Raw genomic sequence first — 24132 nt, forward strand, 5'->3', positions numbered from 1 at the left:
CACCGGGGTTGCGCGACGCCCGGGCGTGTGCGCACGAAACCCCTTGCAGGGCGGAAATCGAAAGGGCGGTGCGGGTCGGCGGAGCGCTGCCCGGGAGGCCGACCGGCGGGAGTTCCCCGCCCGGAGCTCAGGAGGCGATGCTGTCTGCGCGAGTGGCTCCGGCGTGTGAGCCGATCTCGGACCACACCGCATCCAGGGAGAGGCCCAGCACGTCGGCTACGGCCGCGATCGTCGAGAAGGCCGGTGTGGCGACGCGACCGGACTCGATCTTCCGCAGCGTTTCGGGGGAGATGCCGGCGTCCAGAGCGACGCCCAGCATCGATCGTTCCCCGCGTGCGCGGCGCAGGAGAGCTCCCAGGCGCTCGCCGCGTTCGACGTCTGCCGGGCTGAGAGGCATGCGGACCATCATGATGCCCATTCTAATCCCGGGATAGTATTACCGGGATAGTTATTGGATCAGCGAAGCCGCATCGAACGACACGGAGGAACACCCCATGATCGAGATCCTGAACGCCGAGGAGCTCGTCCGCGCCAGGGCCGCGGGTGCGCTCGTCGGCGACATCCTGCAGGCGCTGAAGACCCGCGCCGAGGTCGGCGTGAACCTGCTCGACCTCGACCGATGGACCCGCGAGATGATCGAGGAGGCCGGCGCCGAATCCTGCTACGTCGACTATGCGCCGTCGTTCGGGCGAGGCCCCTTCGGGCACTACGTCTGCACGGCCGTGAACGACGCCGTGCTGCACGGCATGCCTCACGACTATCGACTCGCCGACGGCGACCTGCTCACGCTCGACCTGGCCGTCACGCTCCGTGGAGTCTCCGCCGATGCCGCCGTCAGTTTCGTGGTCGGCGATAACCCAGCAGTCGAAGACCTCGCGATGATCGCGACGACCGAGCGCGCGCTCGCCGCAGCCATCGCCGCCGCACGCCCGGGGGCGCGCATCGGCGACCTCTCGTGCGCCATCGGCTCGGTCCTGAGTGCCGAGGGCTACCCGATCAACCTCGAGTTCGGCGGGCACGGCATCGGCTCGACCATGCATCAGGATCCGCACGTCGCGAACGACGGGCGACCGGGCCGCGGCTACACGCTGCGCCCCGGCCTCCTGCTCGCCCTCGAGCCGTGGGTCATGGCCGACACCGACGAACTCCGCACGGATGCCGACGGCTGGACTCTTCGCAGTGCGACCGGATGCCGCACGGCCCACAGCGAGCACACGATCGCGATCACCGAGCACGGCGCCGAGATCCTCACGCTGCCGTCGCACGGACGGGGCTGACGCATCGGAAACTCCCACCCCACCTTCAGGGTGAACGATATATCGTTGAGTATCGTTCACCACAGCAGGAGGTCATCATGAACAACGCATTCCCCTCCAACCCGTTCGGCGGCAACGGCGGCTCCGGGAGCAACGGAGGACCCGGCGGGCTCTTCGGCGGCTCCGGCTTCGGCACGGGCCCCGGCGGTCCGGCATCCGCGATCTTCGAGGCGATGGACCAGCTCCGCAAGTCTTTCGAGTCCCGCCCCTCCGGCGGCTCGCGCATGGCCCGCGGCGACGTCCGCACGGCCGTGCTCTCCCTGCTCGCCGAGAAGCCGATGCACGGATATCAGATCATCAACGAGATCGCCGAGCGCAGCGGAGGCACCTGGAAGCCGAGCGCCGGCTCGGTCTACCCGACGCTGCAGCTGCTCGCCGATGAAGGGCTCATCGAGGCCGAGGAGCAGAACGGTCGCAAGACCTACTCGCTCACCGAAGCAGGGCGTGCGATCGCCGACGAGAGGTCCGAGAACCCCGCTCCGTGGGAGTCGTCGTCCGGCAAGGACGGCCACCGCGACAGCGCCCGCTTCAACGCACTGCCCAAGGCCGGTGTCGACCTCGCGGCCGCCGCTGCACAGGTCGGTCGCAGCGGTTCGCCCGAGCAGGTGCAGCAGACGATCGAGGTCCTCGACGAGGCCCGCCGTAGGCTGTACTCGATCCTCGCGCAGGACTGACCGCGCAGTGCGGCATCGAGTGGGGACCTGCGAAGGAGCCACGCGATGACGGATGCTGCGGCACAGGGCGTTCATCGCGCCAGGTACCGCCGCATCCTGTCGTTCGCGGGCCGGGAATTCCTCAAGATCTGGTGGTTCGAGCTCGTTCTCCCGCGTTTCGGGATGAGCAGGATCGCGGAGCGCACGCGCGGGCAGCGGATGCAGACGTTCGCGCGTCGCTTCCACGTGCTGGCCGTCGAGCTCGGCGGACTCATGATCAAGGTCGGGCAGTTCATGTCGTCGCGCCTCGACGTGCTGCCGCCGGAGATCACGAAAGAGCTCGAAGGGCTGCAGGACGAGGTTCCGCCCGTACCCACGCCGGCCATCCGCGCGCTCGCCGAAGCCGAGCTCGGCATCCCGCTCGAACGCGCCTACGCCTGGTTCGATGAGACTCCGCTCGCCGCCGCATCCCTCGGACAGGTGCACCGCGCCCGACTCTCGGCGCTCGACGCGGCCGACACGGGCCTCGAAGACGTGGTGGTCAAGGTCCAGCGACCGGGCATCGACGAGATCGTCGCGGTCGACCTCGCGGCGCTTCGCCGTGTCGCGCGCTGGCTGACGCGCGTGCGCATCGTCGCCGACCGGGTGGATGCGCCTGCGCTCGTCGAGGAGTTCGCCGCGACCAGCCTCGAGGAGATCGACTACCTGCACGAGGCCGCGAGCGCCGAACGCTTCCGCGAGAACTTCGCCGACGACACCCGCGTCGACACCCCCGAGATCGTGTGGGAGCGCTCGACCCGTCGGGTGCTCACCCTGTCGGATGTCACGGCCATCAAGATCAACGACACCGAAGCCCTCCGCGCGGCCGGGATCGATCCCTCCGAGGTGGCCGCGGTGTTCGCCGAGGTCATGTTCGACCAGGTCTTCACGCACAGCTTCGTGCACGCCGACCCCCACCCGGGCAACATCTTCGTCACGCCGGCGCCGTCGATCGACGGAGAGCCGGGGCCGGGATTCCGCCTCACGTTCATCGACTTCGGCATGATGGCCGAGATCCCCGCGAGCCTCCGCGACGGCCTGCGCACGCTTCTGATCGCGGTCGCCGGGCGCGATAGCCGTGGCCTCGTCGCCGCGGCGCAGGAGATCGGCGTGCTGCTGCCCTCCGCCGACACGGCCGAACTCGAACGGGCTCTGACCGCGCTGTTCGCCCGCTTCGGCGGCATGGGGTTCGCCGAGCTGAGCAAGGTCGACCCGCGCGAGTTCCGCGATTTCGCCGAGGAGTTCGGCGACATGGTGCGCTCCCTTCCGCTGCAGCTGCCGGAGAACATGCTGCTGCTCATCCGCGCCGTCTCGCTGACGTCGGGCATGTGCAGCGGCCTCGATCCCGCCTTCAACGTGTGGGACGCCGCCGAGCCCTACGCCAGCCGTCTGCTGCGTGACGAGAGCGGCAACATCGTGCAGGCCTTCGCGAGCCAGGCGATGGGCACGATGGCCACGACCTGGAGCCTGCCCGGCCGCATCGACAAGATCATCACGCGCATCGACGATGGCAACGTGTCGTTCGACACCTCCCGTCTGGAGCGCCGCCTCGATCGGCTCGAGGGCATCGCCCGCCGCATCGCCTCGGGAGTGCTCTTCGCGGCGCTGCTCATCGGAGGTGCGCTGCTCGTCCCATCGGTCGCGCCGTTGGGCATCACCCTGCTCTGCGTGTCGGTGCTCCCGCTGCTGCACTCGCTGTTCGCGGGGGTCGGGCGCCGCGGTCCGCGCTAGCCGCAGCACACCCGCACTTTTACGGGTCGGCGTCTCACGTGACAGGATGGGATGCCATGGAGACCCCTGACGAGAAGCCCGCCGAACGCTCCGCAGGACACAATCCTCCGCGCCCCCGCACGGATGTCGTCGGCACGGGCGCGAACCGCCTCCCGACCAAGGCCACCGAGACCGCGCGAAAGATCGTCCGCGACATCGCCGCCGTCCCTCCGCGCAGCGTGCATCCGGCGCTCGTGCCCGGCGTCTCGGTCGAGGAGACCGGGCGCACGTACCGCACCGACCCGCTCGTGTTCGGCGTCGCGGTCGCCCTCACCCTCGCCTTCATCGCGTGGGGAGTGTTCGCGGGTGACAACCTCTCCGGCACGACCCGTACGGTGCTCGACTGGGTGGTGGAGTACTTCGGCTTCTTCTTCACCACCATCGCCACGGTCATCCTCGTCTTCATGCTGTTCGTCGGCTTCAGCCGGTACGGGCGCATCCCGCTCGGCCGCGACGACGAAGAGCCCGAGTTCTCGATGTTCTCGTGGATCTCGATGCTGTTCGCCGCGGGCATGGGCATCGGCCTGGTCTTCTGGGGCGCCGCCGAGCCGCTGAACTTCTTCGAGAACCCGCCGCCCGGCACCGTCGAGGCGAACACCCTCGACGCGATGCACACGGCCCAGACTCAGGTGCTCTACCACTGGGGGCCGCAGGCATGGGCGTTCTACGCGCTGGTGGGTGGCGCCATCGCCTACGGGGCCTTCCGTCGCGGTCGCACCCCGCTCATCTCCTCGATCTTCGCGCCGCTGCTCGGCGAGGGCCGCACGACCGGACCCCTCGGCCGCACGATCGACATCTTCTCCATCATCGTGACGCTGTTCGGCACGGCGGCATCTCTCGGACTCGGCGCCCTGCAGATCGGACACGGTGTCGAGATCGTCAGCGGCGCGGGCCCGCTCGGCAACGGCGTGCTGATCGCCGCGATCGCCGTGCTGACCGCCTGCTTCATCGCCTCCGCCGTCTCCGGCGTCTCGAAGGGCATCCGCGCGCTCTCGAACATCAACGCCGTCGTGGCGCTGCTGCTGGCCTTCTTCGTCTTCTTCGTCGGGCCGACCCTCCTCATCCTGAACGTGATCCCCTCGGTCGCCGTGCAGTTCATCGGCGACCTGCCGCAGATGATCGGTCGCTCGGCCTCGCAGGGCGAAGCCGCGCAGACGTTCCTGTCGAGCTGGACGATCTTCTACTGGGCCTGGTGGATCTCGTGGTCGCCGTTCGTCGGCATGTTCATCGCCAAGATCTCGCGCGGCCGCACGCTGCGCCAGTTCGTGTCGGTCGTCATCGTGGTCCCGTCCGCCATCTCGCTCGTCTGGTTCGCGATCTTCGGAACCACGGCGATCCAGCAGCAGATGAGTGGAGCGAACCTCACGGTCGATCCGCCGGAAGAGGTGCTGTTCGGCGTGCTCGAGAACCTTCCGCTCTCGATGATCACGAGCGTCGTGCTCATCCTGCTGATCGCGATCTTCTTCGTCACCGGTGCGGATTCCGCGTCGCTCGTGATGGGCACCCTGTCGCAGCAGGGGCGGCCGGAGCCGGCGCGCTGGGTTGCGGTGGTGTGGGGTGTGCTGGTCGGCGTGATCGCCGCCGTGCTGCTCGTGACCGGCGAGGAGGGAAGCGGTCTGAAGTCGCTGCAGAACGTGACCATCATCGCCGCGCTGCCGTTCGCGATCATCATGGCGTTCATGATGGTCGCCTTCATGAAGGATCTGCGGCGTGATCCTCTGATCCTGCGCGAGCGCTACGCCAAGGCCGCCGTGCGGCACAGCGTCATGGCGGGGCTCGAGGAATACGGCGATGACTTCGCGCTGGTGCCGGTCGCGTACGACCACTCCGAGGACGACCTCGACTGGATCGACGAGTCGACCGTCGACGACTCGCTCGCCGAGGTGTACGAGGCGGCGACGGAGGCGATCGACATCATCCCCCCGGCCGAGGTGGATGCGGTCGTCGATGCGGCGCTGGAGGACGGCCCCGTCGCTCCCGATGCTGCAGAGGACCCGGAGCCTCCGCGCGCCGGCTGATCGCGCTACTTCTCCTTCGACGCTTCCGCGGCGGCGGTGATGCGTGCGGCCATGCCGGCGAAGATCGCGCCGTGGAACGGCAGAACGGCGAGCCAGTACAGCCGTCCGGTCAGGCCGCGGGGGAAGAAGATCGCGCGCTGCTCGTAGCGCGCACCGCCGCGGGCGCCTTCGTCGTCGGGAAGGGCTCGCAGCTCGAGCCACGCCTCGCCCGGCACCTTCATCTCGGCGCGGAGGCGCAGCAGCGATCCGGCATCCGTCGTCTCCACCGCTTCGACGCGCCAGAAGTCGATGGCGTCACCCACACGGGCGGCGGTGCGACTGCGGCGTCCGCGGCTGAGGCCGACGCCGCCGACGATGCGGTCCATCCACCCGCGCACCGCCCACAGCAGGGGTGAGGAGTACCAGCCGTTCTCGCCGCCGATGCCGAGGATCACGCGCCACAGCTCGGCGGGGGAGGCGCTCGTGGCCACGGAACGGGAATCGGTGAACACCGTGCGACCGGCCCACTCCGGATCGCTCGGCAGCGGATCGCTGGGTGCTCCGGAGACCTCGGAGTCCTGCCAGCTGGTCTCGATGCTGTCGCCGCGCACGCGTCCGAGCGCGAGATCGACAGCGCGTCGGTAGGGCGTCAGGCCGTCTTCGGGGCGCGGGATGAGCTCGTCGACCTCGTGATCCTTCATGATGCACTCGTTCTGCAGCGATGCAACGAGGGGTCGCGCGATCGACCGTGGCACCGGCGTCACCAGGTTCACCCAGTGCGAGGCGAGTCCGGGGGTCAGCACCGGGAGGGCGGCGATCGCACGCTGCGGGAGTCCTGCCTCGACCGCGTAGCCGTTCATCATCTGGCCGTAACGCAGCACATCGGGGCCGCCGATGTCGACCGCGCGGTTCACATCGGGGTCCACCCGTGCCGCCCCGAGCAGGTAATGCAGCACGTCGCGCACGGCGATCGGCTGGATGCGGTTGCGCACCCACTTCGGTGCCGGCATGTACGGCAGCACATCGGTGAGGTGGCGGATCATCTCGAACGACGCCGACCCCGAGCCGATCACCACTCCGGCCTGCAGCACGAGCGTCGGCACCCCCGATCGCAGGAAGATCTCACCCACGTGCACGCGCGAGCGCAGGTGCGGCGAGAGCTTCGCATCATCCGGATGGAGACCGCCGAGGTAGACGATGCGTCGCACGCCCGCGTGGGCTGCGGCCTGGGCGACCGTCGTCGCCGCGCGCTCGTCGCTCTCCTCGAAGCCCTTGCCCGCCGACATCGAGTGGATCAGGTAGTAGACGACGTCGACGTCGTCCATGGCCGCGGCGACGGCGTCCGGATCATCGGCAGAACCCTCGACGATCTCGCTGTCGGCGCCCCACGGGAAGGAGGCCGCACGTGCGGCATCCCGCGCCAGGACCCGCACCCGGTATCCGGCGTTCAGCAGGCGGGGGGTCAGCCGCCCGCCGATGTAGCCGGTCGCCCCCAGCACGAGGGCGCGCGGGGCGGATCCGTCGTCGCGGGGAAGGGCGCGCAACGTCTCTTCGCGACCGGTGGGCTGGGTGAGTTCGGGCATGTCATGAGCGTAGGCCGGGACGCAGGGGTGAGGAACGGGGTTGCGGGGTGTGGCCCCGGTCGGTAGGGGAAGGCGACGGGGGCGGCGCACCGCAGCGGTCCCGGTTCGTCGGGCGGAGCATCGGACCCGTGTCGGCTGCACCCTCCCGAGCACCGTACGATCGTAGACATGGCTTCAATCGAATCGATTCGACGACCGGCGGCGGACCAGGCTTCCCGACGCGCACGCATCGCCGTCTCCGCCCTGTTCCTGACGAACGGGGCCTTGTTCGCGAACATCCTCCCGCGCTACCCCGAGATCAAGGCCGCGCTCGGGTTGGACAGTCTCGGCTACGGCTTCGCGATCGCCGCCTTCCCCGCCGGTGCGATCGCGGCCGGGCTCCTGGCCGCGGTGTTGATCCGCCGGTTCGGTTCTGCGCGCATCGCGGTGATCGGCACCGTCCTCACGAGCCTGGGACTGCTGTCGGCGGCACTCGCGCCCTCGGGGGTGCTCTTCGCCGTGGCGCTGTTCCTCGGCGGAGCGTCCGATGCCATCACCGACGTCGCCCAGAACGCCCACGGGTTGCGCGTGCAGCGCCGCTACGGACGCTCGATCATCAACGGCTTCCACGCGATCTGGTCGATCGGCGCGGTTCTGGGTGGGGCGATGGCTGCTGTCGCGATCGCTCTGCAGCTGCCGCTGGGCGTGCACCTGGGCATCTCGACGGCCGTTTTCGCCACGGTCGCGCTCGTCGCCCTGCGGTTCTGCCTCCCCGGTCGAGACGACGAGGTCGATGCCGAGGCGACGGCCGAACCCGTCGAGGTCGCCGGAGCGCTGCGTCGCGGTGTGACTCCGCGCACCGTGATCGCGATCATCGCGCTGACCCTCATCGCGATGGCCGGCGCCGTGGCCGAGGACGCGGGCAACTCGTGGGCGACCCTGTACCTCGCCGATTCGCTCGGGGCTGCGGCCGCGATCGCGCCGCTCGGCTTCATCGCTCTGGTCGGCGCGCAGTTCGTCGGCCGGATCATCGGCGATCCGCTGACCGACCGCTTCGGGCAGCGGTGGGTCGCGAGGGTCGGCGGCATCATCGCGGCGGTCGGCATGACACTGGCGCTCGCGTACCCCAGCGTGCCCGGAACGATCCTGGGATTCGCGGCCGTGGGCTTCGGTATCGCCACCCTGATTCCCGCGGCCATGCATGCGGCGGACGAGCTGCCGGGGCTTCGGGCCGGCGTCGGGCTCACGATCGTGTCGTGGCTGCTCCGTCTCGGCTTCCTGCTGTCTCCGCCGTTCGTGGGATACATCGCCGAGAACGAGAGCCTGCGGGCAGGTCTCCTGGTCGCACCGGTGGCTGCGCTCGTCGCCGTGCTGCTGGCCGGGTTCCTCGAGAAGCGTCGACCGCGCAGCTGAGCCGAGGCTTCTGCAACCCCGGGGTTGCGCGTGGGTCATGCATGTGCAACGCTGTAGTTGCAGTTGGCTGACCGGCCGACAGGACATGCAGGAATTCCCGAAAGGACCCATCATGGTGAACATGACCCATAACGAGGCATCCGTCGTCGACGAGGAGACCTTCTCGGTGCGGCGGAGCATCCAGATCGCGGCACCCGTCGACAAGGTATGGCGAGCCGTGGCCGAACCGGAGCACGTCTCCCGCTGGTTCGGACGCACCGTGCTCGACGGTGCCGGCGTCGGGGCCACCGGAACGATGACGTTCCCCGACTACGACGTGATCCCCCTGCGGGTCGAAGAGTACGACGAGCCGCGGCGCATCACCTACCGCTGGAACAACGACGACGCCCTCGGGAAGCTGCCGGACAGCATCGACGAGTCGACCTCGACCGTCTTCACCTTCACGCTCGAAGAGGCGGATGGCGGCACCCGGCTCACGGTCGTCGAGAGCGGATTCGAGCGCACCTCCGACCCGCGCGGCAACCTCGAGTCGCACCGCACCGGCTGGGACCTGGAGCTCGACAAGATGGTGGCCCTGGTGGAAGGCGAAGCGTGACCACAGAGACTCTGCTGCCCATGTTCGCGGCGCTCGCGGACGAGACGCGCTGGAGCATCCTGACGGCTCTCGGCGAGGGGGATGCCTCGGCATCCGCCCTCGCCGGGCGCCTTCCGGTGTCGCGACAGGCGATCGCGAAGCACCTCGCCGTCCTGCAGGAGGTGGGACTCGTCGAGCCCGTGCGAGTGGGGCGCGAGGTGCGTTTTCGCGTCGTCGGCGCCGAGCTCTCCGCCACGGCGGCGAAGCTCGATGTGATCGGACGCGAGTGGGACCGCCGCCTCGCCGCGATCAAGGAGATCGCGGAAGGGCTGTAGGCGCCATCCGGTCGTCAGAGCGCGGTGTATCCGCCGTCGACCAGGTGGTAGCTGCCGGTGACGAAGCTCGCGGCATCGCTGGCGAGGAAGACGATGAGGTTCGCGACCTCGTCGGCCTGGCCCAGGCGTCCGATCGGGTGCTTGCTCACGAGGAAGTCCTTCGCCTCATCGCCCATGTTCGCCAGCAGCGGGGTGTCGATGAAGCCGGGGCCCACGGAGTTCACGCGCACGCCCTTGGCGGAGTACTCGAGTGCCGCCGACTTGGTCATGCCGACCACGCCGTGCTTGGCGGTGACGTATGCGGGGGACCCGGCGAAGCCGACGCTGCCGAGGATGGAGGCGATGTTGACGACCGAGCCGCCGCCGTTCGCGAGGATCGAGGGGATCTGCGCCTTCATGTTGCGGAAGACCGCGTTGAGGTTGATCGCGATGACCTTGTCCCACGCCTCGTCCTCGTACTCGGCTGTCGGAGCGCTGGCGCCGCCGATGCCGGCGTTGTTGACGCCGATGCGCAGGGGGGCGAGCGAGTTGGCGAGCTCGATGGAAGACGCGATCCAGGCGGCATCCGTCGCATCGCCGACCGAAGCCTCTGCCGTGCCGCCGACCGCGCGGATCTCTTCGACCACCGCGTTCGCGTGATCCGCATTCAGGTCGTTGACCACGACCGCTGCGCCGTTCTTCGCCAGCAGGAGGGCGGTCGAGCGACCGATTCCGCTGCCTGCTCCCGTCACGATCGCCGAGCGGTTCGAGACGTCGTACTGAGCCACGAGTGACCCCACTTCCGGGCGGGCGCGGTGCCGGGAGATCTTCTCGGACGGTCCGTCCTTCTCTCCAGCCTACGCCGGAAAAGACGAGGTGGATTCACGTGAATGGAAGAGAGGTGGTGCGTCAGGAACGGACGAGACGTGCGATCGCGTCGGTGGCTTCCTTGATCTTCTCGTCGGCATCAGCACTGTTCATGCGCGCCGCATCGACCACGCAGTGCTTGAGGTGATCGTCGAGGAGACCGACGGCGACGGCCTGGAGCGCGCTGGTGAGGGCGCTGATCTGGGTCAGGATGTCGATGCAGTACTTCTCTTCATCGACCATCTTCGTGATGCCGCGGGCCTGGCCCTCGATGCGTCGCATCCGATTCAGGTACTTCGTCTTGTCGGTGATGTACCCGTGGGCGTGTTCCTCGGCCGTCGCTTGCTCGGTCATGTCCAGATCCTTCGTCTCCGCAGTCGGTGGTTCAACGGTCCAGAACGGCCCGTGTGCTTGCTTCTGGGGTGAGGTCGATGCGCCGCAGCAATTGCGCGTTGAGGGCGACGACGACGGTCGACAGCGACATCAGGATAGCCCCGACCGACATGGGCAGGACGAAGCCGACGGGTGCCAAGACTCCCGCGGCGAGCGGAACCGAGATGAGGTTGTATCCGGCCGCCCACCAGAGGTTCTGCTTCATCTTGCGGTACGCGGCCCGGGAGAGTTCGATGACGGAGATCACCGAGCGCGGGTCGGAGCTTGCGAGGATCACCCCGGCCGACGCGATGGCGACATCCGTTCCTGCACCGATGGCGATTCCCACGTCGGCCTGTGCGAGGGCGGGCGCATCGTTCACGCCGTCGCCGACCATGGCGACCTTCTTCCCCTCGGCTTGCAGCTCCTTGACCTTGGCCGATTTGTCTTCGGGGCGCACGCCGGCGAACACGCGGTCGATGCCGAGCTCGCGGGCCACGGACTCGGCGACGGCCTGAGCGTCGCCGGTGATCATGACGACTTCGACACCGAGGCGGTGCAGTACGTCCACGGCCTGCTGCGACTCCGGGCGCACCTCATCCGCGAGCTTCAGTCCTCCCATCACCTGCCCGTCGACGGTGATGTGGAGGATGATGGCACCCTCGTTGCGCCATCCGTCCGCCGCGGCGATCTCCCGGCCGCCGACCTCATCGAGGAGCTTCGGTCCACCGACTCGAATCTCTCTGCCGTCGACGGTGGCGGTCACACCCACGGCCGGCGATGAGGTGAACCCCGTCGCCTTCGCCAGCGGCAGGCCCTTCTCCTGTGCCGCGCGCACGATTGCGCGAGCGAGCGGGTGCTCGCTGTCGGCCTCAGCGGAGGCTGCCATACCGAGCAGGCGGTCGGCGTCGATGTCACCCGCCGGCTCGACGACGGTGACCGTCGGGGCGCCCTTCGTCAGCGTTCCCGTCTTGTCGAACAGCACGGCGTCCACGGTCCGCATGCTCTCCAGCGCCAGGCGGTCCTTGATGAGCACGCCTCCACGGGCGGCGCGCTCCGTGGCGATCGAGACGACCAGCGGTATGGCCAGTCCGAGTGCGTGCGGGCAGGCGATGACCAGCACGGTGATGCTGCGCACGACCGCGGCATCCGGGTTGCCGACGAGAGTCCACACCAACGCGGTGAGGGCGGCCGAGAGCAGGGCGAACCAGAACAGCAGGGCTGCGGCCTTGTCGGCGATGCGCTGGGCGCGGGAGGTGGAGTTCTGAGCCTCGGTCACCAGCCGTTGGATGCCGGCCAGGGCGGTGTCGTCACCCGTGGCGGTGATCTCCACGCGAAGACCGGAGTCGGTGGCGACGGTGCCCGCGGTGACCGGGTCGCCGGTCGTTCGTGTGACGGGACGGGATTCCCCGGTCACCATCGACTCGTCCATCGCGGCTGTTCCGTCGATGATGCGACCGTCGGCAGGAACGCTGCCACCGGGCCGGACGACGACGACATCACCGACGATGAGGTCGGCGGGCGCGACCTTGACGACCTCGTCGCCCTCGACCCGCTCCGCCTCGTCGGGAAGGAGCGCGGCGAGGGAGTCGAGTGCGGATGTCGTCTGCGCGAGCGAGCGCATCTCGATCCAGTGCCCGAGAAGCATGATGACGATGAGGAGCGCGAGCTCCCACCAGAACTCGAGTTCGTGGTGGAGGACCCCGATGGTCGCGCCCCACGACGCGAAGAAGGCGACGGTGATGGCGAGGCCGATGAGGAGCATCATGCCCGGCTTGCGGGACTTGAGCTCGCTGATCGCTCCGGTGAGGAACGGCCATCCGCCCCACACATACATGACTGTTCCGAGTGCGGGTGCGATGAAGCGCGCCCACCCGGGTACTTCGTACCCGAGGATCATCGCGAACATCGGGGAGAACGCCACCACGGGCACCGCGATGAGGAGGTTGATCCAGAACAGCCGCCGGAACTGCCCGACATGGTCGCCGTGACCGCCGTGACCGCCGTGACCGCCGTGGGCGTCGTGACCGGCGTGGGCGTCGTGACCGGCGTGGGCGTCGTGGTTCTCGTGGGTGCCGTGGTTCTCGTGGGTGCCGTGACCGTCGTGACCGCTGTGCTCCCCGTGCGCGGCGGGGGTATCTGCGTCGTGGGTGTCCACGGAACGTGCGGGCGAGTGGTGGTCCGCGTGCGGATCGGTCATGAGAGTTCCTTCCACGGGATCTGTCGGGAGATCGTGCTCACCTTATACCCCAATAGGGTATCCGGTCCAGGTCAGGAAGAGCCCTCGTGCAGGCGCTGTCCCCACTGGTAGACCGCGCCCACCGCGTCGATGCCGCTGGCGCCGACCACGGTGTCTCCGTGCTCGTGCACGACCACGAACTCCTCGACGCCTTCGATGAGCGCGTCTTCGGGGCGATCTGTGAACCCCACTCCCGCGACGACGCGCCCGTGGATCATCGCCATGTGCGCGCTGCGGGGGCGGTACGGTCCGGGGTCGTCGCCGCGGCCGAGGGAGTGGAGGAGCGCCTGAGCGGCGTGAGCTCCCTGTGCCGCGCCGTCGTCCCAGTGGTCGATCCGCCATGTTCCGAGGTGATCGTCGTGGTGCACGGCCGTGCCTCCCGCCGCGAGCACGTTCGGGACCCCGTGGGCTCGGATCCCGTGGGCTCGAAGGCGATCGTCGACGTCGACGCCGATGCCCCAGGGCGCGGGGGCGACGGGTGTCGTGCCGAGGGCGAAGATGACGAGGTCGGCGTCGATGTCGGTTCCGTCGTCGAGCGTGACGACGGTCGCATCCATGTCGAGCCGGATCCGCTCGATGGTGCGGCCGAAGTGCGTGGCCACGCGCAGCCTGTGGTCGGCGGCGATGCGCGCGGCGACGGACCTGCCGAAGGCGGCGACGCCGGGCAGTTCACTGCGTGCGATCAGGCTGATCCGGTGCCCCTGCTCCTGCAGTGCCGATGCGGTCTCGGACGCGATCAGTCCCGCACCGTAGATCGCGATGCGCGCGGGACGGCCGCACGCGAGCACTGCTTCCCTGATCCGCACGGCGTCGTCGAGGGAGTGCAGGGTGAAGAGGGAGCCGGCGCGCGCGGCCTGTTCCGCACCCGGGAGGTCGGTGTCGAGGCGACGCGGTCGGCTGCCGGTCGCGACGATGAGCGAGTCGTAGGCGACCGTCCGGCCCGAGGTCAACTGGACCTCACGTGTTTCGGTCTCGACGATCTCGACGGTGTCGGCGATGAAGTCGGCATCGGGGAGCGGGAGCCGGGTGAGACCCGGTTCGACCGATCCGTACGCGACGCCCTTGATGAGCATCCGCGAATACGGTGTCTCACCGGTCCGTCCGATGATCGTGGTGTGGATGCCCGCGTGACCGACGAGCGCGCGAGCGGCCGCGGTACCGGCTGCTCCGGCTCCGAGTATCACGGCATGGTGTGCGGTCATGTGCGGCATTCTCCGGTTTCGGGTGGGTGTGGTGCCGTCGAGCATCCGGTCGATGCCACGGGTGGGGGTGGGGCGGGGTGCGCGGCGGGAGTCGAGCGCCGTGCACCCCGCTCGGGGTCACGCCATGTTGGCGGCGTACTTCGCGGGGTCCGAGTCGAAGGCGGGTCCGCATCCGGCGCAGCAGAAGTGGTACCGCTCGCCCTCGTGGTCGCGGTAGAGCCCCATCGCCTCTGCGGCCTTCTTGCTGACGGGGTTGCCGACCATGACCGGGCAGGTCGTCAGATCGTCACTCGCACCGCCGGCCAGCAGGTTCTCGCGTCCGTTTCCTGCCGCAGCGGGGTTCACTGCGGTGGTGCTGCAACAGCTGGCGGGTGCCTCGGTGTCGTTCGTCATGCGGGGTGGTTCCTTTCGCTTATCTCTCGATGGTGTGGACAATGGCGGCGCGTCAGTTCTTCGCGACGCTCTTGAACCCGCGCAGGCGCAGGCTGTTGCCGACGACGAAGACGCTCGAAAGCGCCATCGCCGCACCGGCAAGCATGGGATTGAGCATGCCGAGCGCTGCGACGGGAATCGCCGCGACGTTGTAGGCGAATGCCCAGAACAGGTTGGTCTTGATCGTTCCGAGGGTCTTGCGGGACAGCCGGATCGCATCGACCGCGCTGCGCAGGTCGCCGCGCACCAGGGTGATGTCGGATGCTTCGATCGCGACGTCCGCTCCGGTGCCCATCGCGAGACCCAGGTCGGCCTGAGCGAGGGCGGGGGCGTCGTTGACGCCGTCGCCGATCATCGCGACGATCTTCCCCTCGCGCTGCAGCCGGGTGACGACATCGACCTTGTCCTTCGGGAGGACTTCGGCGATCACTTCCTCGATGCCCACCTCGGCGGCGATCTGCCGGGCCACTGCCTCGTTATCGCCGGTGAGGAGGATCGGGGTCAGCCCGATGGCCTTGAACTGAGCGATCGCTTCGGCGCTGCTGGGCTTGACGGTGTCGGCGACCACGAGGATTCCTCGTGCCTTCCCGTCCCATCCCACCGCGACCACGGTCTTGCCCTCGCCCTCGGCGCGTGCCTTGGTCGATGCGAGTTCGCGGCTGAGCTTCTGAGACCACTCGGCGAGCAGCGAATCGCGGCCCACCAGCACGGCGTGGCCGTCGACGACGCCCTGCACGCCCTTGCCTTCGATGTTCGCGAAGTCCTCGGGAGTCGACAGCGATCCGACCTCCTGGGTCGCGCCCTTGGCGATGGCCTGCGCGATGGGGTGCTCGGAGGCATCCTCCAGTGCGCCGGCGAGCCGGAGCAGCTCCGCGCGATCGGTGCCGTCCTCGACGAACACGTCGACCAGGGTCATCCTGCCGGTGGTGACCGTGCCGGTCTTGTCCAGCACGACGGTGTCGATATTGCGGGTGGATTCCAGGACCTCCGGGCCCTTGATGAGAACGCCCATCTGCGCACCACGACCAGTGCCGACCAGCAGCGCCGTGGGAGTCGCCAGACCCAGCGCGCAGGGGCAGGCGATCACGAGCACGGCAACCGCCGCGGTGAACGCCGCGGTCACGGGGAATCCTGCGCCGAGCCAGCCGCCGAGCGTGAGGAACGCGATCACGATCACGATCGGCACGAACACACCGGAGATCCGGTCGGCGAGGCGCTGCACTTCGGCCTTGCCCGTCTGTGCGTCCTCGACGAGCTGCGCCATCTGTGCCAGCTGTGTGTCCGAGCCGATTCGCGTCGCACGGACCACGAGCCGGCCGCCGACGTTCGTCGTGGCCCCGGTGACGGTGTCACCCTCGGCGACCTCGACCGGAACGGCTTCGCCGGTGAGCATGGATGCGTCCACTGCCGACGTGCCGGAGATGACGACACCGTCGGTGGCGATCTTCTCCCCGGGGCGCACGATGAACTCATCGCCGACCTGGAGATCCTCGACGGGGATCTTCGTCTCGACTCCGCCGCGCAGTACCGACACCTCTTTCGCGCCGAGCTCGAGCAACGCACGCAAGGCCGCTCCGGCCTGCTTCTTGGACCGCTTCTCGAAGTAGCGGCCGGCGAGGATGAACATCGTCACACCGGCACCCACCTCGAGGTAGATGTTCGCCGCGCCGTCGGAAGGAGCCAACGCGAACTCGAACGGGTGCGTCATGCCCGGCGTGCCGGCGGTGCCGAAGAACAGTGCGTACAGCGACCAGAGGAACGCGGCGGAGGTGCCCATGGAGATGAGCGTGTCCATCGTCGCCGTGCCGTGCTTCAGGTTCGTCCACGCAGCCTTGTGGAAGGGCCAGGCCGCCCACACGATCACGGGGGCAGCCAGCGCGAGCGATGCCCACTGCCAGTAGGTGAACTGCAATGCGGGGATCATCGCCATCGCGATCACCGGCACGGTCAGCACGACGGCGCCGATCAGTCGGTTGCGCAGTGACCGCAATTCAGGATCTGCGTCGTCCGCGTCACCGGCTGCCGCGCCATCGTTCTTCCTGCCCTGGGGAGCGGGCATCGCTGCCGAGTAGCCGGTCTTCTCGACCTCGGCGATCAACAACGCCGGGTCGTACCCGTCCGGGACCGTGACCTTCGCCTTCTCCGTCGCGTAGTTCACGGTCGCGACGACGCCCTCGAGCTTGTTGAGCTTCTTCTCGATCCGCATCGCGCAGGAGGCGCACGTCATCCCGCCGATCTCCAACTCGACGCCTGTCCCCACGTTCGGGGGAGCTGATGTACTCATGTGCAGTTCCTTCTCTTGGCTGTGGTGGGGGCTGCAGCCGTCAGCTGCAGTCCGATCGAGGCTCGACGATCAGTGTTCGTCTTCGTGTGATTCGCCCTCGGAGTCCGTGCCGCCCTTGCCATGGGCGGCATCGAGCACGAACTCGGCGGTGTGCACCTCGCCGTTCACCTGGAAGTCCAGGTACAGCAGGTAGCGGCCGGCGGTGGGAGCCTCGGCGTTGAAGACGATCGTGGGTCCGGCGGTTTCGCCCGCCTTCGGTTCGTCGCCTTCCGCGTGGACGTGCAGGAAGGCGAGGTCGCCCTCGCGCAGAGCCACGAGGTGACCGAACGCCCCCAGGTAGGGTTCCAGCGCAGTGACGGGCTCACCATCGCGGGCGACCGAGATCGTGAGTTCGCTCGGAGCACCGGCCACCATCTCGCCTTCGAGCGACACGGTGAAGCCCGCGACCTCGGCGGTTCGCGCAGGCTCAGGCGCGACGGGTGCGAAGTCTCCGGCCACCTGAACGGTGCGAGTCAGCGTGAGAGCGGATGCTGCTTCCCCGGCCGTCGTGAAGTCGGCGAACACCCGGTAGGTACCGGCTTCCGCCCACTGCCACGGAAGCGACCAGGTGCCCGTCGCTTCGTCGAGCACCGGGTGGACGTGCCGGAACTGGCTGCCATCGGACCGCGCGACGATCAGGTGCAGATCCTTGTCGTGTGCGGTGGTGTACTCGGTGACCGGGTCGCCGTCGGCATCCTGAATCTGAAAACTCAGCTCCCCGGATTCGCCGACTGCCGCGGGGGCCTGGACGGGCGAGAGCACGTAGCCGTCGATTCCCAGGGACAAGCCCTTGAGGGCGCTCGCGGTGGCGACCTCGGTTTCGGCGACCGTGGCGTTCGATCCGCCGTGACCCTCTTGATGACCGTTCATTTCGCTTCCTTTCGTCCAACCTGCAACCGCGCTGTCGGGCACGAGGGCCCCGGCGATGCCGAAGGCGCCGCCGAAGGCCACGACGAGCCCGAGCCCGTAGATGCCGAGACGCGCGCCGGCGTTCATGACCTCCGCACCGCCGAGTATCCGGCCTCTTCCACTGCCGCCAGAACCTGTGCGTCGTCGACCGCATCGGTACCGGTCACGGCGAGCTTGCCTGTCTGCGCGTTTACCTCGATGTCTTCGACGCCCGCGATCTGACTGACCTCTTCGCGGATCGACATCTCGCAGTGCCCGCAGGTCATGCCCGTCACCTGGTACTCGTTCGTGGCCATCATGGCTCCTTCTCTTGTTGGTCATTACCCGTAGGGGGTATCTGTACTAACTGTATACCCACAGAGGGTATTCCGCGCGGCCTGTGACTCGCCCCGTAGCCGGACCTGTCGCGCATCTCTGCTCGACAGATCCGGCACGGGGTTCGACAGATTCCGGCGTGGGCGCCGCCGGCGATCTTTACCGGGCGACGGAGGCGCTGCGGTTGCCGCGTCGCGCAACGGCCACGTCGTCCGACGGGATCACGAGGGTCGGGCGAGTGGCGTGGTGGAGCACGTTTGCCGAGGTGCTCCCGAGGAGGGTCGCCTTGAAGCCGCGCAGTCCTCGAGATCCGAGGACGATCAGATCGACATCCAGCTCTTCCGCGGCGTCGACGATGGCCTCGGAGGCGGTGGCCATCGTGGAGGAGATGAGCGGTTCGGCATTCAGGCCCAGATCGCGGGCCAGCTGCGCGCCGTCGGTGGCGATCTTCTCGGACACATCGAGCGCTGCCGCGTCGAGGCCCTGCAGCTGCTCCAGTGCCGGATGGCCTTCAAGGTGTGCGGCAAAGCCCTCGAGTGGCTGCCGGGCGTAGAACAGCACCGCGGTCGCACCCGGGAACAGGCCGGCCACAGTGTGCAGCGCGCTCTGCGCGTTCGGTGAGCCGTCGTAGGCGATGAGCAATTTCGGAGAGGGCATCGGAGTTTCCTTACTGGTCATGGGTCGGGTGGGTTGTCAGACCGAGATCGACTCGTCGGAGGCGAAAGCGGGCGTCCGTGGCTTCGTCATCGTGATGGCGGTGATGATCGCTCCGGCGAGAGCGAGGATCGCTGCACCGATGAAGGCTGCGGAGTACCCCTGCGTGAGCTCGACCGTGGAGGCGTCCGTCCCCGCGATGCCGTAGACGATCGCCGTGAGAACGGCGAGCCCGAGCGCGGATCCGATCTGGTAGCTGGTGCTGACCAGCCCCGAGGCGACACCGGTCTCGGCGGGCGGTGCCGCGTTGATGGCGGTGCCGAGCGACGGCACGAAGGCGAGCGACATGCCGAGGGCGGCGAGGAGAGAGGCGGGCAGGACATCGACCGCGTAGTTGCCGTCCGGGCGAACGAAGGCGAGCCATGCCAGGCCGCCGGCCAGCAGCAGGAGGCCGCTGACGATCAGTGACTTCGCGCCGAATCGCTCCTGCAGTCGTGGTGCCAGCGCGATCATGACGATCACGACCAGGCCGGTCATCGGAAGGAGTGCGGCTCCCGCGGCGAACGCGCTCGCGCCGAGCACCTGCTGCAGGTAGAGGTTCAGGAAGAACCACATGGAGACCCACGCGGCGCCGAGCATCAGCTGAGCCCCGTTCGCGGCACCGAGGAGGGGTGCGCGAAGCAGGCTGAGTCGAAGCAGCGGGTTGCGGCTGCGTGCCTGGATGATGAAGAAGATCACCAACAGGACGATGCCGGCAGCCAGCATGCCCAGCGTGGACCAGGTGAGCCATCCGACCTCCGGCGCATTGACCACCGCGTACACGACGGCGGCCAGCCCGACGGTCACGGTCACCGCGCCGCCGATGTCGATGGAACCCGTGGCCTTGCGGACGGTGCGCGGGAGGGCCGTCGCCGTGAAGGCGAGGACGAAGAGCGCGATCGGAACCGTGACGTAGAACACCCACGGCCAGCTGACGTACTCGGTCAGGACTCCGCCGAGGAAGACGCCGGCGGTGCCGCCGATCGGTGCCGCGGCTCCGTAGACGGCGAACGCCTTGGGGAGATCGGAGGTGCCACCGAACAGCATCATCAACAGGGTCAGGGCCGCGGGGGCGATCATCGCGGATCCGGCGCCTTGGATGGCGCGACCGGCGATCTCGAGGCCGACGTTGCTGGCGGCTCCCGCCATGATCGAGCCGGCGATCAGGACGAGCCAGCCGAGCACGAAGATCTTGCGGGCGCCGAAGGCGTCGGACAGACGGCCTCCCAGCAGCAGCAGTCCGCCGAAGGCGACCACGTAGGCGTTGAACACCCAGGACAGGGACTCGGGCGTGAAGCCGAGGGCGCGCTGGATGTCGGGGAGGGCGACGCCGATGATCGACGTGTCCATGATGACGACGAACTGGGCGGTGGCGATCAGCACGAGGCCGAGCCACCGCTTCCCTCGCGAGATGGGTGGGGGTGTGGACATGTTCGTTCCTCCTAGGAAGCTGTGCCGGACTACCCGGTCGCGGTGTAGCCTATACCCATAGGGGGTAGGGGTGCTCCGGTGTGACCGTGAAGCGCCGGCGACAGGATGCCCTCCGTTGCGAAGGAGACAGAGCACATGAGCGAATCCATCCACGTCCCGGGAGGGGCGTCCCTCTTGCGCGGCACCACGGTGCCGATGACACGTTTACGGAGAGTGATCGCCGAGCGCGCGGTCGCGTCGATGACGGCGATGGCGCAGGTCACGAGCGTGGTCGAGGTCGATGTGACCCGGGTCGCCCGCCTCCGCGACCGGGTCAAGGGTGACTTCCTTCTCAGGACCGGCGAGAAGCTCAGCTTCCTGCCGTTCTTCGCGATGGCCGCAGCCGAGGCTCTCCGCACCCACCCGGTCATCAACTCCCGGGTCGACGGCGACAGCATCGTCTACCCGGACCAGGAGAACATGAGCATCGCGGTGGATACCGAACGTGGTCTCATGGCCCCCGTCATCCGAAATGCCGCCGACCTCGACATCGCGAGCCTGACCGCGCAGATCGCCGACCTCGCGGAGCGCACTCGGGACAACAGGCTGAAGCCGGATGAGCTCGCGGGCGGCACTTTCACCCTCACGAACACCGGATCGCGCGGGGCGCTGTTCGACACCCCGGTCGTCTTCCTGCCCCAATCGGCGATACTCGGAACGGGTGCGGTCGTGAAGCGGGCGGTGGTCGTCTCGGCCGACGGGGTGGATGGGGTCGCGGTGCGATCGATGGTCTACCTGGCGCTCTCCTACGATCACCGCATCATCGATGGCGCCGACGCGGCCCGGTTCCTCGCTGCGGTCAAGCGGCGCCTCGAGGAGGGCGCCTTCACGAGCGACCTCGGCATCTAGTCGCGAGAACAACTTGTCGGAAACGGACTGAGATGACACCAGATGTCACTCGACTGAGACTGTTTGGCGCCCTCGAGGTGTCCTTTGCCGTGACACTTTCCTGATCGCTGTTGCCGTCGTTCGCGTCGATGCAAACGCGTCGTCTGTCGCCCTGCGAACTGCAGCACGCTCTGGGCTCGGACTCAAGCTAAGGGCGAATCCAGCGGGGAGTGGTCCCGATATTGGCAACTATGTCAATTTGGCCGGCTCGGCCCCTGCGTTGGCGCGCCTCTCGATTAGCCATCCGTGCCAAGCTCGGCGGCTTGCTGGCCCTCCTTGGCGAGCCTCTCTGCGCGCGCATTCTCATGGCGCTGGGCCACGAGGTCTCGCGTGGCCAAGAAGCTCGCGTAGGTCTTTTCAGACTCGCCGCCTCCACCACGTGCCGCGTCGGCCGCCAAGTCTCCTCCCATGCGAAGTAGTGCGGTGAACTGCGCGTAGTTGTCCCGCCCCTCGTATTCCGCATAGATGGTCACGTCAGGGATGGCCTCGATCACTTGATCTCGAGACGCATTTCCTTGCCGTCTACTGTGTCCGAGTAGATCGCCGTCTGGCCGAAGACGCAGGGATCGGAGAAGGCTTGAAGCCTCGCAGGTTTGTGGAGCATCGGTCGGGGGCGATTGTGACGCTCCATCGTCGACCGCGGTCGAACTCGGCACACAGCTGGAGCGTGCCGGCTACAGCGTCCACGTTGTCGACGTGGAGGTGCCGTTCGAGGTCTCGGAGGAGCGCATCATGCAGCGCTGGGCGGAGGCCATCACCGCGGCCGAGGCGGGGCAGGATCCACTCGGTGGCCGTTGGGTGCCGAGCGCATATGCGCGTCCTCTCTTCGACACGGCGCACGGTCGCGCCTGCTCGCAGGACGCTGCAGCTCTACTCGCGGAGAATCCGGCAGTTCAGCGATTCGAGCGTCATTTCACATCGATGGAGGAGCACCGTTCGGCAATCGCGGACGGGCGTCGGGCGCAGCCAGCGCGAGAGTTGAATATGGCGCGCCTGAATCCGGGCGGACCGATGGTCGATGCCGGCTCCGCTGCAGAGCAGCCGCCAAAGGAGCCACGACACCCGCCCGCAAAGCGCGAGCAGAGTCAGCCACCGGCTACCCGAACACGGCTAAGCAGTCACTCAACGAGGGCCGCCAGAACCGTGCACCCAGGGCTCGCGTGAATCGATCGCGGCAGGTGAAGGCCGGCAACGAACTCAGCCACTGACCGGCAGGAACTGGGGGTGCCGTTCGCGGGAATAGGGGGAGGAACCGTGAGCGGGCACCCCGGCCCGACTTACACCCCACCTGAGCCTGAACGGTCGTGGACGATGTGCGGGTCGGCTGCGAGGGATCGATGCGGTCGGAATATTTCTGAACGAACCGACTGATTTTGGAGTAGCACCTCGTCTAGTAGTAGCGGGGTGTTTTCATCCCGTTCTTCTCTCCCCAGAGTCTGTATGCCAGCCGCTCACCCGAACGGGCGTCCCTCGGGGAACCGATGCCCCGAGGGGACGGTGGCCCTGCTGGCAGCGGGGCAGAAGACGACTGGGGATATGAATGGGGGAGGGGAAGACTATGTCAAGCGCATCGTTGCTGCTCGACCTGTCGAGCTTCTTTATACCTTTGGGAATCAGCGGAACTGTGCTCGCGGTGGTGTGTGCATCTGTGAGCGCGGTGGCCCTCGTCTACGGTTTCGCTGGAGTCGGCGTCGGTGCATTGAGTCTTTGGATGGTCGGAACACTGTTGAGCCTTGCTACCGGTTTCGCGGAGGAGTGGACGCCGCCGATCATGGCAGCCGCGTCACTCCCCGCACTGGTACTCACGGTTTCTATCGTGCGAGTGTCTACTTGACTGGTCAGTCGCCGACGGAGAGCGTGAGGCGGCGTTCAGCTTGCGCAGTGACTCAGGCCGCCTTCGATGACACCAGATTGATACGACTGGTTGGCGAGGACCGTCACCGCTCGTGATCTCAACTCCCGCTCCAGGAGCTCGGCCCTTCTGTGGTGGATGAGGTCGTCCCTCAGCTACAGAGGCAGTCACCCTGAGGCCGTATCCTCAACGCCCCCATCCGTATCGTGGAGCAAGGGTCCGCCTCCGCCTGGACCGACGCCACGGCCGCGACGGAGACAAGTCCACACGATCCAGCGGAACTTCGTATCGACGGCTGGTCGCTACCGACCCCGTGTTCAGTCTTGGCGCCCGACGCCGCGGCAGATCTGCTCCCGAGCTCGCGAAGTTAGTGCGACCGTCATCCATTTCATCAATGATGGTGGGGGAGGGACTCCGTATGACATCACCATGGAGATCGGCTGTATCCGTCTGAAGGTTTCCCGACGACGGTGCGCAGACCGCAGCAATGACCGTCCCAGATGTGTTTGTCGACTCCGACCTTCCGGCGGCCCGGATGCTCCGCAGGTTTCAGATCACGCTGAGACTCTGAAGGCTCCCTTTGTTTGTCGGACACGCCCGAGGAGCTCAGGCCGCATACGGATCTCATCCTCACCCGAAGATCGGGTGGGGACCCGGAACGAATCGGGTTCCCCACCCGGGTGCCGCTCGTGGGGCGAGCCGGCACATCGACGCGTGGTCGAACGAGGCTGGGGGCCTCGCATCATGTAGACGAGTTCGAAGGCGGAATCGGTCGGGCTCTCGAAGGGATCACCGCCACCAGCGATGATCTCCTCAGACCGGACCGACGATGCTCGAGAAAGACCGTATCGGCGTAATAGTCGACGGAGTATCGCGTCTCAATGGTGATGGCTGCATTGGTACGGCCATGAGGACGAGGAGTAGCAGTGTCC

General features: G+C 67.8%; 21 protein-coding genes and 1 pseudogene. 9 read left to right on the top strand and 13 right to left on the bottom strand.

The genetic code is table 11. The annotated features are described in order from the left end of the window. Nucleotides 1-127: 127 nt before the first annotated feature. The gene (locus tag ACFVWL_RS08325) at nucleotides 128-406 is read right to left on the bottom strand and encodes a helix-turn-helix domain-containing protein (protein ID WP_387183575.1); all 279 of its coding nucleotides are present in this window, start codon (nucleotides 404-406) and stop codon (nucleotides 128-130) included. A gap of 88 nt (nucleotides 407-494) precedes the next feature. Between ACFVWL_RS08325 and map the strand changes: the two genes are divergently transcribed. From map to ACFVWL_RS08345, 4 genes are all read left to right on the top strand, one after another. Next, the gene (gene map / locus ACFVWL_RS08330) at nucleotides 495-1277 is read left to right on the top strand and encodes a type I methionyl aminopeptidase (protein WP_387181007.1); all 783 of its coding nucleotides are present in this window, start codon (nucleotides 495-497) and stop codon (nucleotides 1275-1277) included. A gap of 77 nt (nucleotides 1278-1354) precedes the next feature. After that, entirely contained in the window at nucleotides 1355-1990 is a 636-nt protein-coding gene (locus ACFVWL_RS08335; RefSeq protein ID WP_387181010.1) for a PadR family transcriptional regulator, read from the top strand. Nucleotides 1991-2035: 45 nt separating this feature from the next. Beyond that, complete coding sequence (locus tag ACFVWL_RS08340) at nucleotides 2036-3739, top strand: ABC1 kinase family protein (RefSeq protein WP_387181012.1); 1704 nt, start codon at nucleotides 2036-2038, stop codon at nucleotides 3737-3739. Between the two features lie 56 nt (nucleotides 3740-3795). Continuing rightward, entirely contained in the window at nucleotides 3796-5796 is a 2001-nt protein-coding gene (locus ACFVWL_RS08345) for a BCCT family transporter (RefSeq protein ID WP_387181014.1), read from the top strand. A 5-nt stretch (nucleotides 5797-5801) separates the two neighbouring features. Here ACFVWL_RS08345 and ACFVWL_RS08350 read toward each other — a convergent pair whose 3' ends face one another. Further along, entirely contained in the window at nucleotides 5802-7358 is a 1557-nt protein-coding gene (locus ACFVWL_RS08350; RefSeq protein WP_387181015.1) for an SDR family oxidoreductase, read from the bottom strand. A gap of 168 nt (nucleotides 7359-7526) precedes the next feature. Here ACFVWL_RS08350 and ACFVWL_RS08355 point away from each other — a divergent pair, with 168 nt between their 5' ends. The 3 genes from ACFVWL_RS08355 to ACFVWL_RS08365 all read left to right on the top strand — a co-directional run bounded on the left by ACFVWL_RS08355 (nucleotide 7527) and on the right by ACFVWL_RS08365 (nucleotide 9659). Beyond that, nucleotides 7527-8750 (top strand): MFS transporter, encoded by a 1224-nt coding sequence (locus ACFVWL_RS08355; protein WP_387181018.1) that lies wholly within the window; start codon nucleotides 7527-7529, stop codon nucleotides 8748-8750. 121 nt (nucleotides 8751-8871) lie between these two features. After that, complete coding sequence (locus ACFVWL_RS08360) at nucleotides 8872-9345, top strand: SRPBCC domain-containing protein (RefSeq protein WP_387181020.1); 474 nt, start codon at nucleotides 8872-8874, stop codon at nucleotides 9343-9345. After that, on the top strand, nucleotides 9342-9659 hold the full coding sequence (locus ACFVWL_RS08365; protein WP_308737263.1) for a metalloregulator ArsR/SmtB family transcription factor: 318 nt from the start codon (nucleotides 9342-9344) through the stop codon (nucleotides 9657-9659). Before ACFVWL_RS08360 ends, ACFVWL_RS08365 begins: the two co-directional genes overlap by 4 nt. A gap of 14 nt (nucleotides 9660-9673) precedes the next feature. Here ACFVWL_RS08365 and ACFVWL_RS08370 read toward each other — a convergent pair whose 3' ends face one another. From ACFVWL_RS08370 to ACFVWL_RS08415, 10 genes are all read right to left on the bottom strand, one after another. Further along, complete coding sequence (locus ACFVWL_RS08370; RefSeq protein WP_387181022.1) at nucleotides 9674-10426, bottom strand: SDR family NAD(P)-dependent oxidoreductase; 753 nt, start codon at nucleotides 10424-10426, stop codon at nucleotides 9674-9676. A gap of 121 nt (nucleotides 10427-10547) precedes the next feature. After that, a complete protein-coding gene (locus ACFVWL_RS08375) occupies nucleotides 10548-10859 on the bottom strand; it encodes a metal-sensitive transcriptional regulator (protein ID WP_387181025.1) in 312 nt (103 codons plus the stop codon). Between the two features lie 31 nt (nucleotides 10860-10890). Beyond that, nucleotides 10891-13077 carry a heavy metal translocating P-type ATPase gene (locus ACFVWL_RS08380; protein ID WP_387181027.1) on the bottom strand — a complete coding sequence of 729 codons (2187 nt, stop codon included), beginning with the start codon at nucleotides 13075-13077 and terminating at the stop codon, nucleotides 10891-10893. 71 nt (nucleotides 13078-13148) lie between these two features. After that, the gene (locus ACFVWL_RS08385) at nucleotides 13149-14318 is read right to left on the bottom strand and encodes an FAD-dependent oxidoreductase (protein WP_387181030.1); all 1170 of its coding nucleotides are present in this window, start codon (nucleotides 14316-14318) and stop codon (nucleotides 13149-13151) included. A gap of 117 nt (nucleotides 14319-14435) precedes the next feature. Continuing rightward, a complete protein-coding gene (locus ACFVWL_RS08390) occupies nucleotides 14436-14711 on the bottom strand; it encodes a YHS domain-containing protein (protein WP_387181033.1) in 276 nt (91 codons plus the stop codon). 52 nt (nucleotides 14712-14763) lie between these two features. Next, nucleotides 14764-17034, bottom strand: a complete 2271-nt coding sequence (locus tag ACFVWL_RS08395; RefSeq protein ID WP_387181036.1) for a heavy metal translocating P-type ATPase — start codon at nucleotides 17032-17034, stop codon at nucleotides 14764-14766. A 69-nt stretch (nucleotides 17035-17103) separates the two neighbouring features. After that, nucleotides 17104-18069 carry a heavy-metal-associated domain-containing protein gene (locus tag ACFVWL_RS08400; protein WP_387181039.1) on the bottom strand — a complete coding sequence of 322 codons (966 nt, stop codon included), beginning with the start codon at nucleotides 18067-18069 and terminating at the stop codon, nucleotides 17104-17106. Further along, nucleotides 18066-18278 (bottom strand): heavy-metal-associated domain-containing protein, encoded by a 213-nt coding sequence (locus ACFVWL_RS08405; RefSeq protein ID WP_387181040.1) that lies wholly within the window; start codon nucleotides 18276-18278, stop codon nucleotides 18066-18068. The genes ACFVWL_RS08400 and ACFVWL_RS08405 overlap by 4 nt, the downstream gene beginning before the upstream one ends. A gap of 178 nt (nucleotides 18279-18456) precedes the next feature. Continuing rightward, the gene (locus ACFVWL_RS08410; RefSeq protein ID WP_387181043.1) at nucleotides 18457-18954 is read right to left on the bottom strand and encodes a universal stress protein; all 498 of its coding nucleotides are present in this window, start codon (nucleotides 18952-18954) and stop codon (nucleotides 18457-18459) included. Nucleotides 18955-18990: 36 nt separating this feature from the next. Then, entirely contained in the window at nucleotides 18991-20421 is a 1431-nt protein-coding gene (locus ACFVWL_RS08415; protein ID WP_387181045.1) for an MFS transporter, read from the bottom strand. 156 nt (nucleotides 20422-20577) lie between these two features. Between ACFVWL_RS08415 and ACFVWL_RS08420 the strand changes: the two are divergent. Next, nucleotides 20578-21309, top strand: a pseudogene (locus ACFVWL_RS08420) (2-oxo acid dehydrogenase subunit E2); the annotation flags it as partial. A gap of 275 nt (nucleotides 21310-21584) precedes the next feature. On the opposite strand, the gene ACFVWL_RS08425 reads toward ACFVWL_RS08420, so the two are convergent. Beyond that, a complete protein-coding gene (locus ACFVWL_RS08425; RefSeq protein ID WP_387181048.1) occupies nucleotides 21585-21842 on the bottom strand; it encodes a hypothetical protein in 258 nt (85 codons plus the stop codon). Nucleotides 21843-22906: 1064 nt separating this feature from the next. On the opposite strand from ACFVWL_RS08425, the gene ACFVWL_RS08430 reads away from it, so the two are divergent. Then, entirely contained in the window at nucleotides 22907-23182 is a 276-nt protein-coding gene (locus ACFVWL_RS08430) for a hypothetical protein (RefSeq protein WP_387181051.1), read from the top strand. The last annotated feature ends 950 nt before the right edge of the window (nucleotides 23183-24132 follow it).

The sequence above is a fragment of the Microbacterium sp. NPDC058269 genome (assembly GCF_042881445.1).
Taxonomy (GTDB): Bacteria; Actinomycetota; Actinomycetes; order Actinomycetales; family Microbacteriaceae; genus Microbacterium.

Excerpts from the sequence above, each read along its gene's own strand:
- ACFVWL_RS08380 (WP_387181027.1), bottom strand. The coding sequence starts at position 13,077 with ATGACCGATCCGCACGCGGACCACCACTCGCCCGCACGTTCCGTGGAC.
- ACFVWL_RS08375 (WP_387181025.1), bottom strand. The coding sequence starts at position 10,859 with ATGACCGAGCAAGCGACGGCCGAGGAACACGCCCACGGGTACATCACC.
- ACFVWL_RS08325 (WP_387183575.1), bottom strand. The coding sequence starts at position 406 with ATGGTCCGCATGCCTCTCAGCCCGGCAGACGTCGAACGCGGCGAGCGC.
- ACFVWL_RS08430 (WP_387181051.1), top strand. The coding sequence starts at position 22,907 with ATGTCAAGCGCATCGTTGCTGCTCGACCTGTCGAGCTTCTTTATACCT.
- ACFVWL_RS08335 (WP_387181010.1), top strand. The coding sequence starts at position 1,355 with ATGAACAACGCATTCCCCTCCAACCCGTTCGGCGGCAACGGCGGCTCC.
- map (WP_387181007.1), top strand. The coding sequence starts at position 495 with ATGATCGAGATCCTGAACGCCGAGGAGCTCGTCCGCGCCAGGGCCGCG.
- ACFVWL_RS08415 (WP_387181045.1), bottom strand. The coding sequence starts at position 20,421 with ATGTCCACACCCCCACCCATCTCGCGAGGGAAGCGGTGGCTCGGCCTC.
- ACFVWL_RS08355 (WP_387181018.1), top strand. The coding sequence starts at position 7,527 with ATGGCTTCAATCGAATCGATTCGACGACCGGCGGCGGACCAGGCTTCC.
- ACFVWL_RS08385 (WP_387181030.1), bottom strand. The coding sequence starts at position 14,318 with ATGACCGCACACCATGCCGTGATACTCGGAGCCGGAGCAGCCGGTACC.
- ACFVWL_RS08350 (WP_387181015.1), bottom strand. The coding sequence starts at position 7,358 with ATGCCCGAACTCACCCAGCCCACCGGTCGCGAAGAGACGTTGCGCGCC.
- ACFVWL_RS08340 (WP_387181012.1), top strand. The coding sequence starts at position 2,036 with ATGACGGATGCTGCGGCACAGGGCGTTCATCGCGCCAGGTACCGCCGC.
- ACFVWL_RS08345 (WP_387181014.1), top strand. The coding sequence starts at position 3,796 with ATGGAGACCCCTGACGAGAAGCCCGCCGAACGCTCCGCAGGACACAAT.
- ACFVWL_RS08410 (WP_387181043.1), bottom strand. The coding sequence starts at position 18,954 with ATGCCCTCTCCGAAATTGCTCATCGCCTACGACGGCTCACCGAACGCG.
- ACFVWL_RS08360 (WP_387181020.1), top strand. The coding sequence starts at position 8,872 with ATGACCCATAACGAGGCATCCGTCGTCGACGAGGAGACCTTCTCGGTG.
- ACFVWL_RS08405 (WP_387181040.1), bottom strand. The coding sequence starts at position 18,278 with ATGGCCACGAACGAGTACCAGGTGACGGGCATGACCTGCGGGCACTGC.
- ACFVWL_RS08395 (WP_387181036.1), bottom strand. The coding sequence starts at position 17,034 with ATGAGTACATCAGCTCCCCCGAACGTGGGGACAGGCGTCGAGTTGGAG.
- ACFVWL_RS08400 (WP_387181039.1), bottom strand. The coding sequence starts at position 18,069 with ATGAACGCCGGCGCGCGTCTCGGCATCTACGGGCTCGGGCTCGTCGTG.
- ACFVWL_RS08390 (WP_387181033.1), bottom strand. The coding sequence starts at position 14,711 with ATGACGAACGACACCGAGGCACCCGCCAGCTGTTGCAGCACCACCGCA.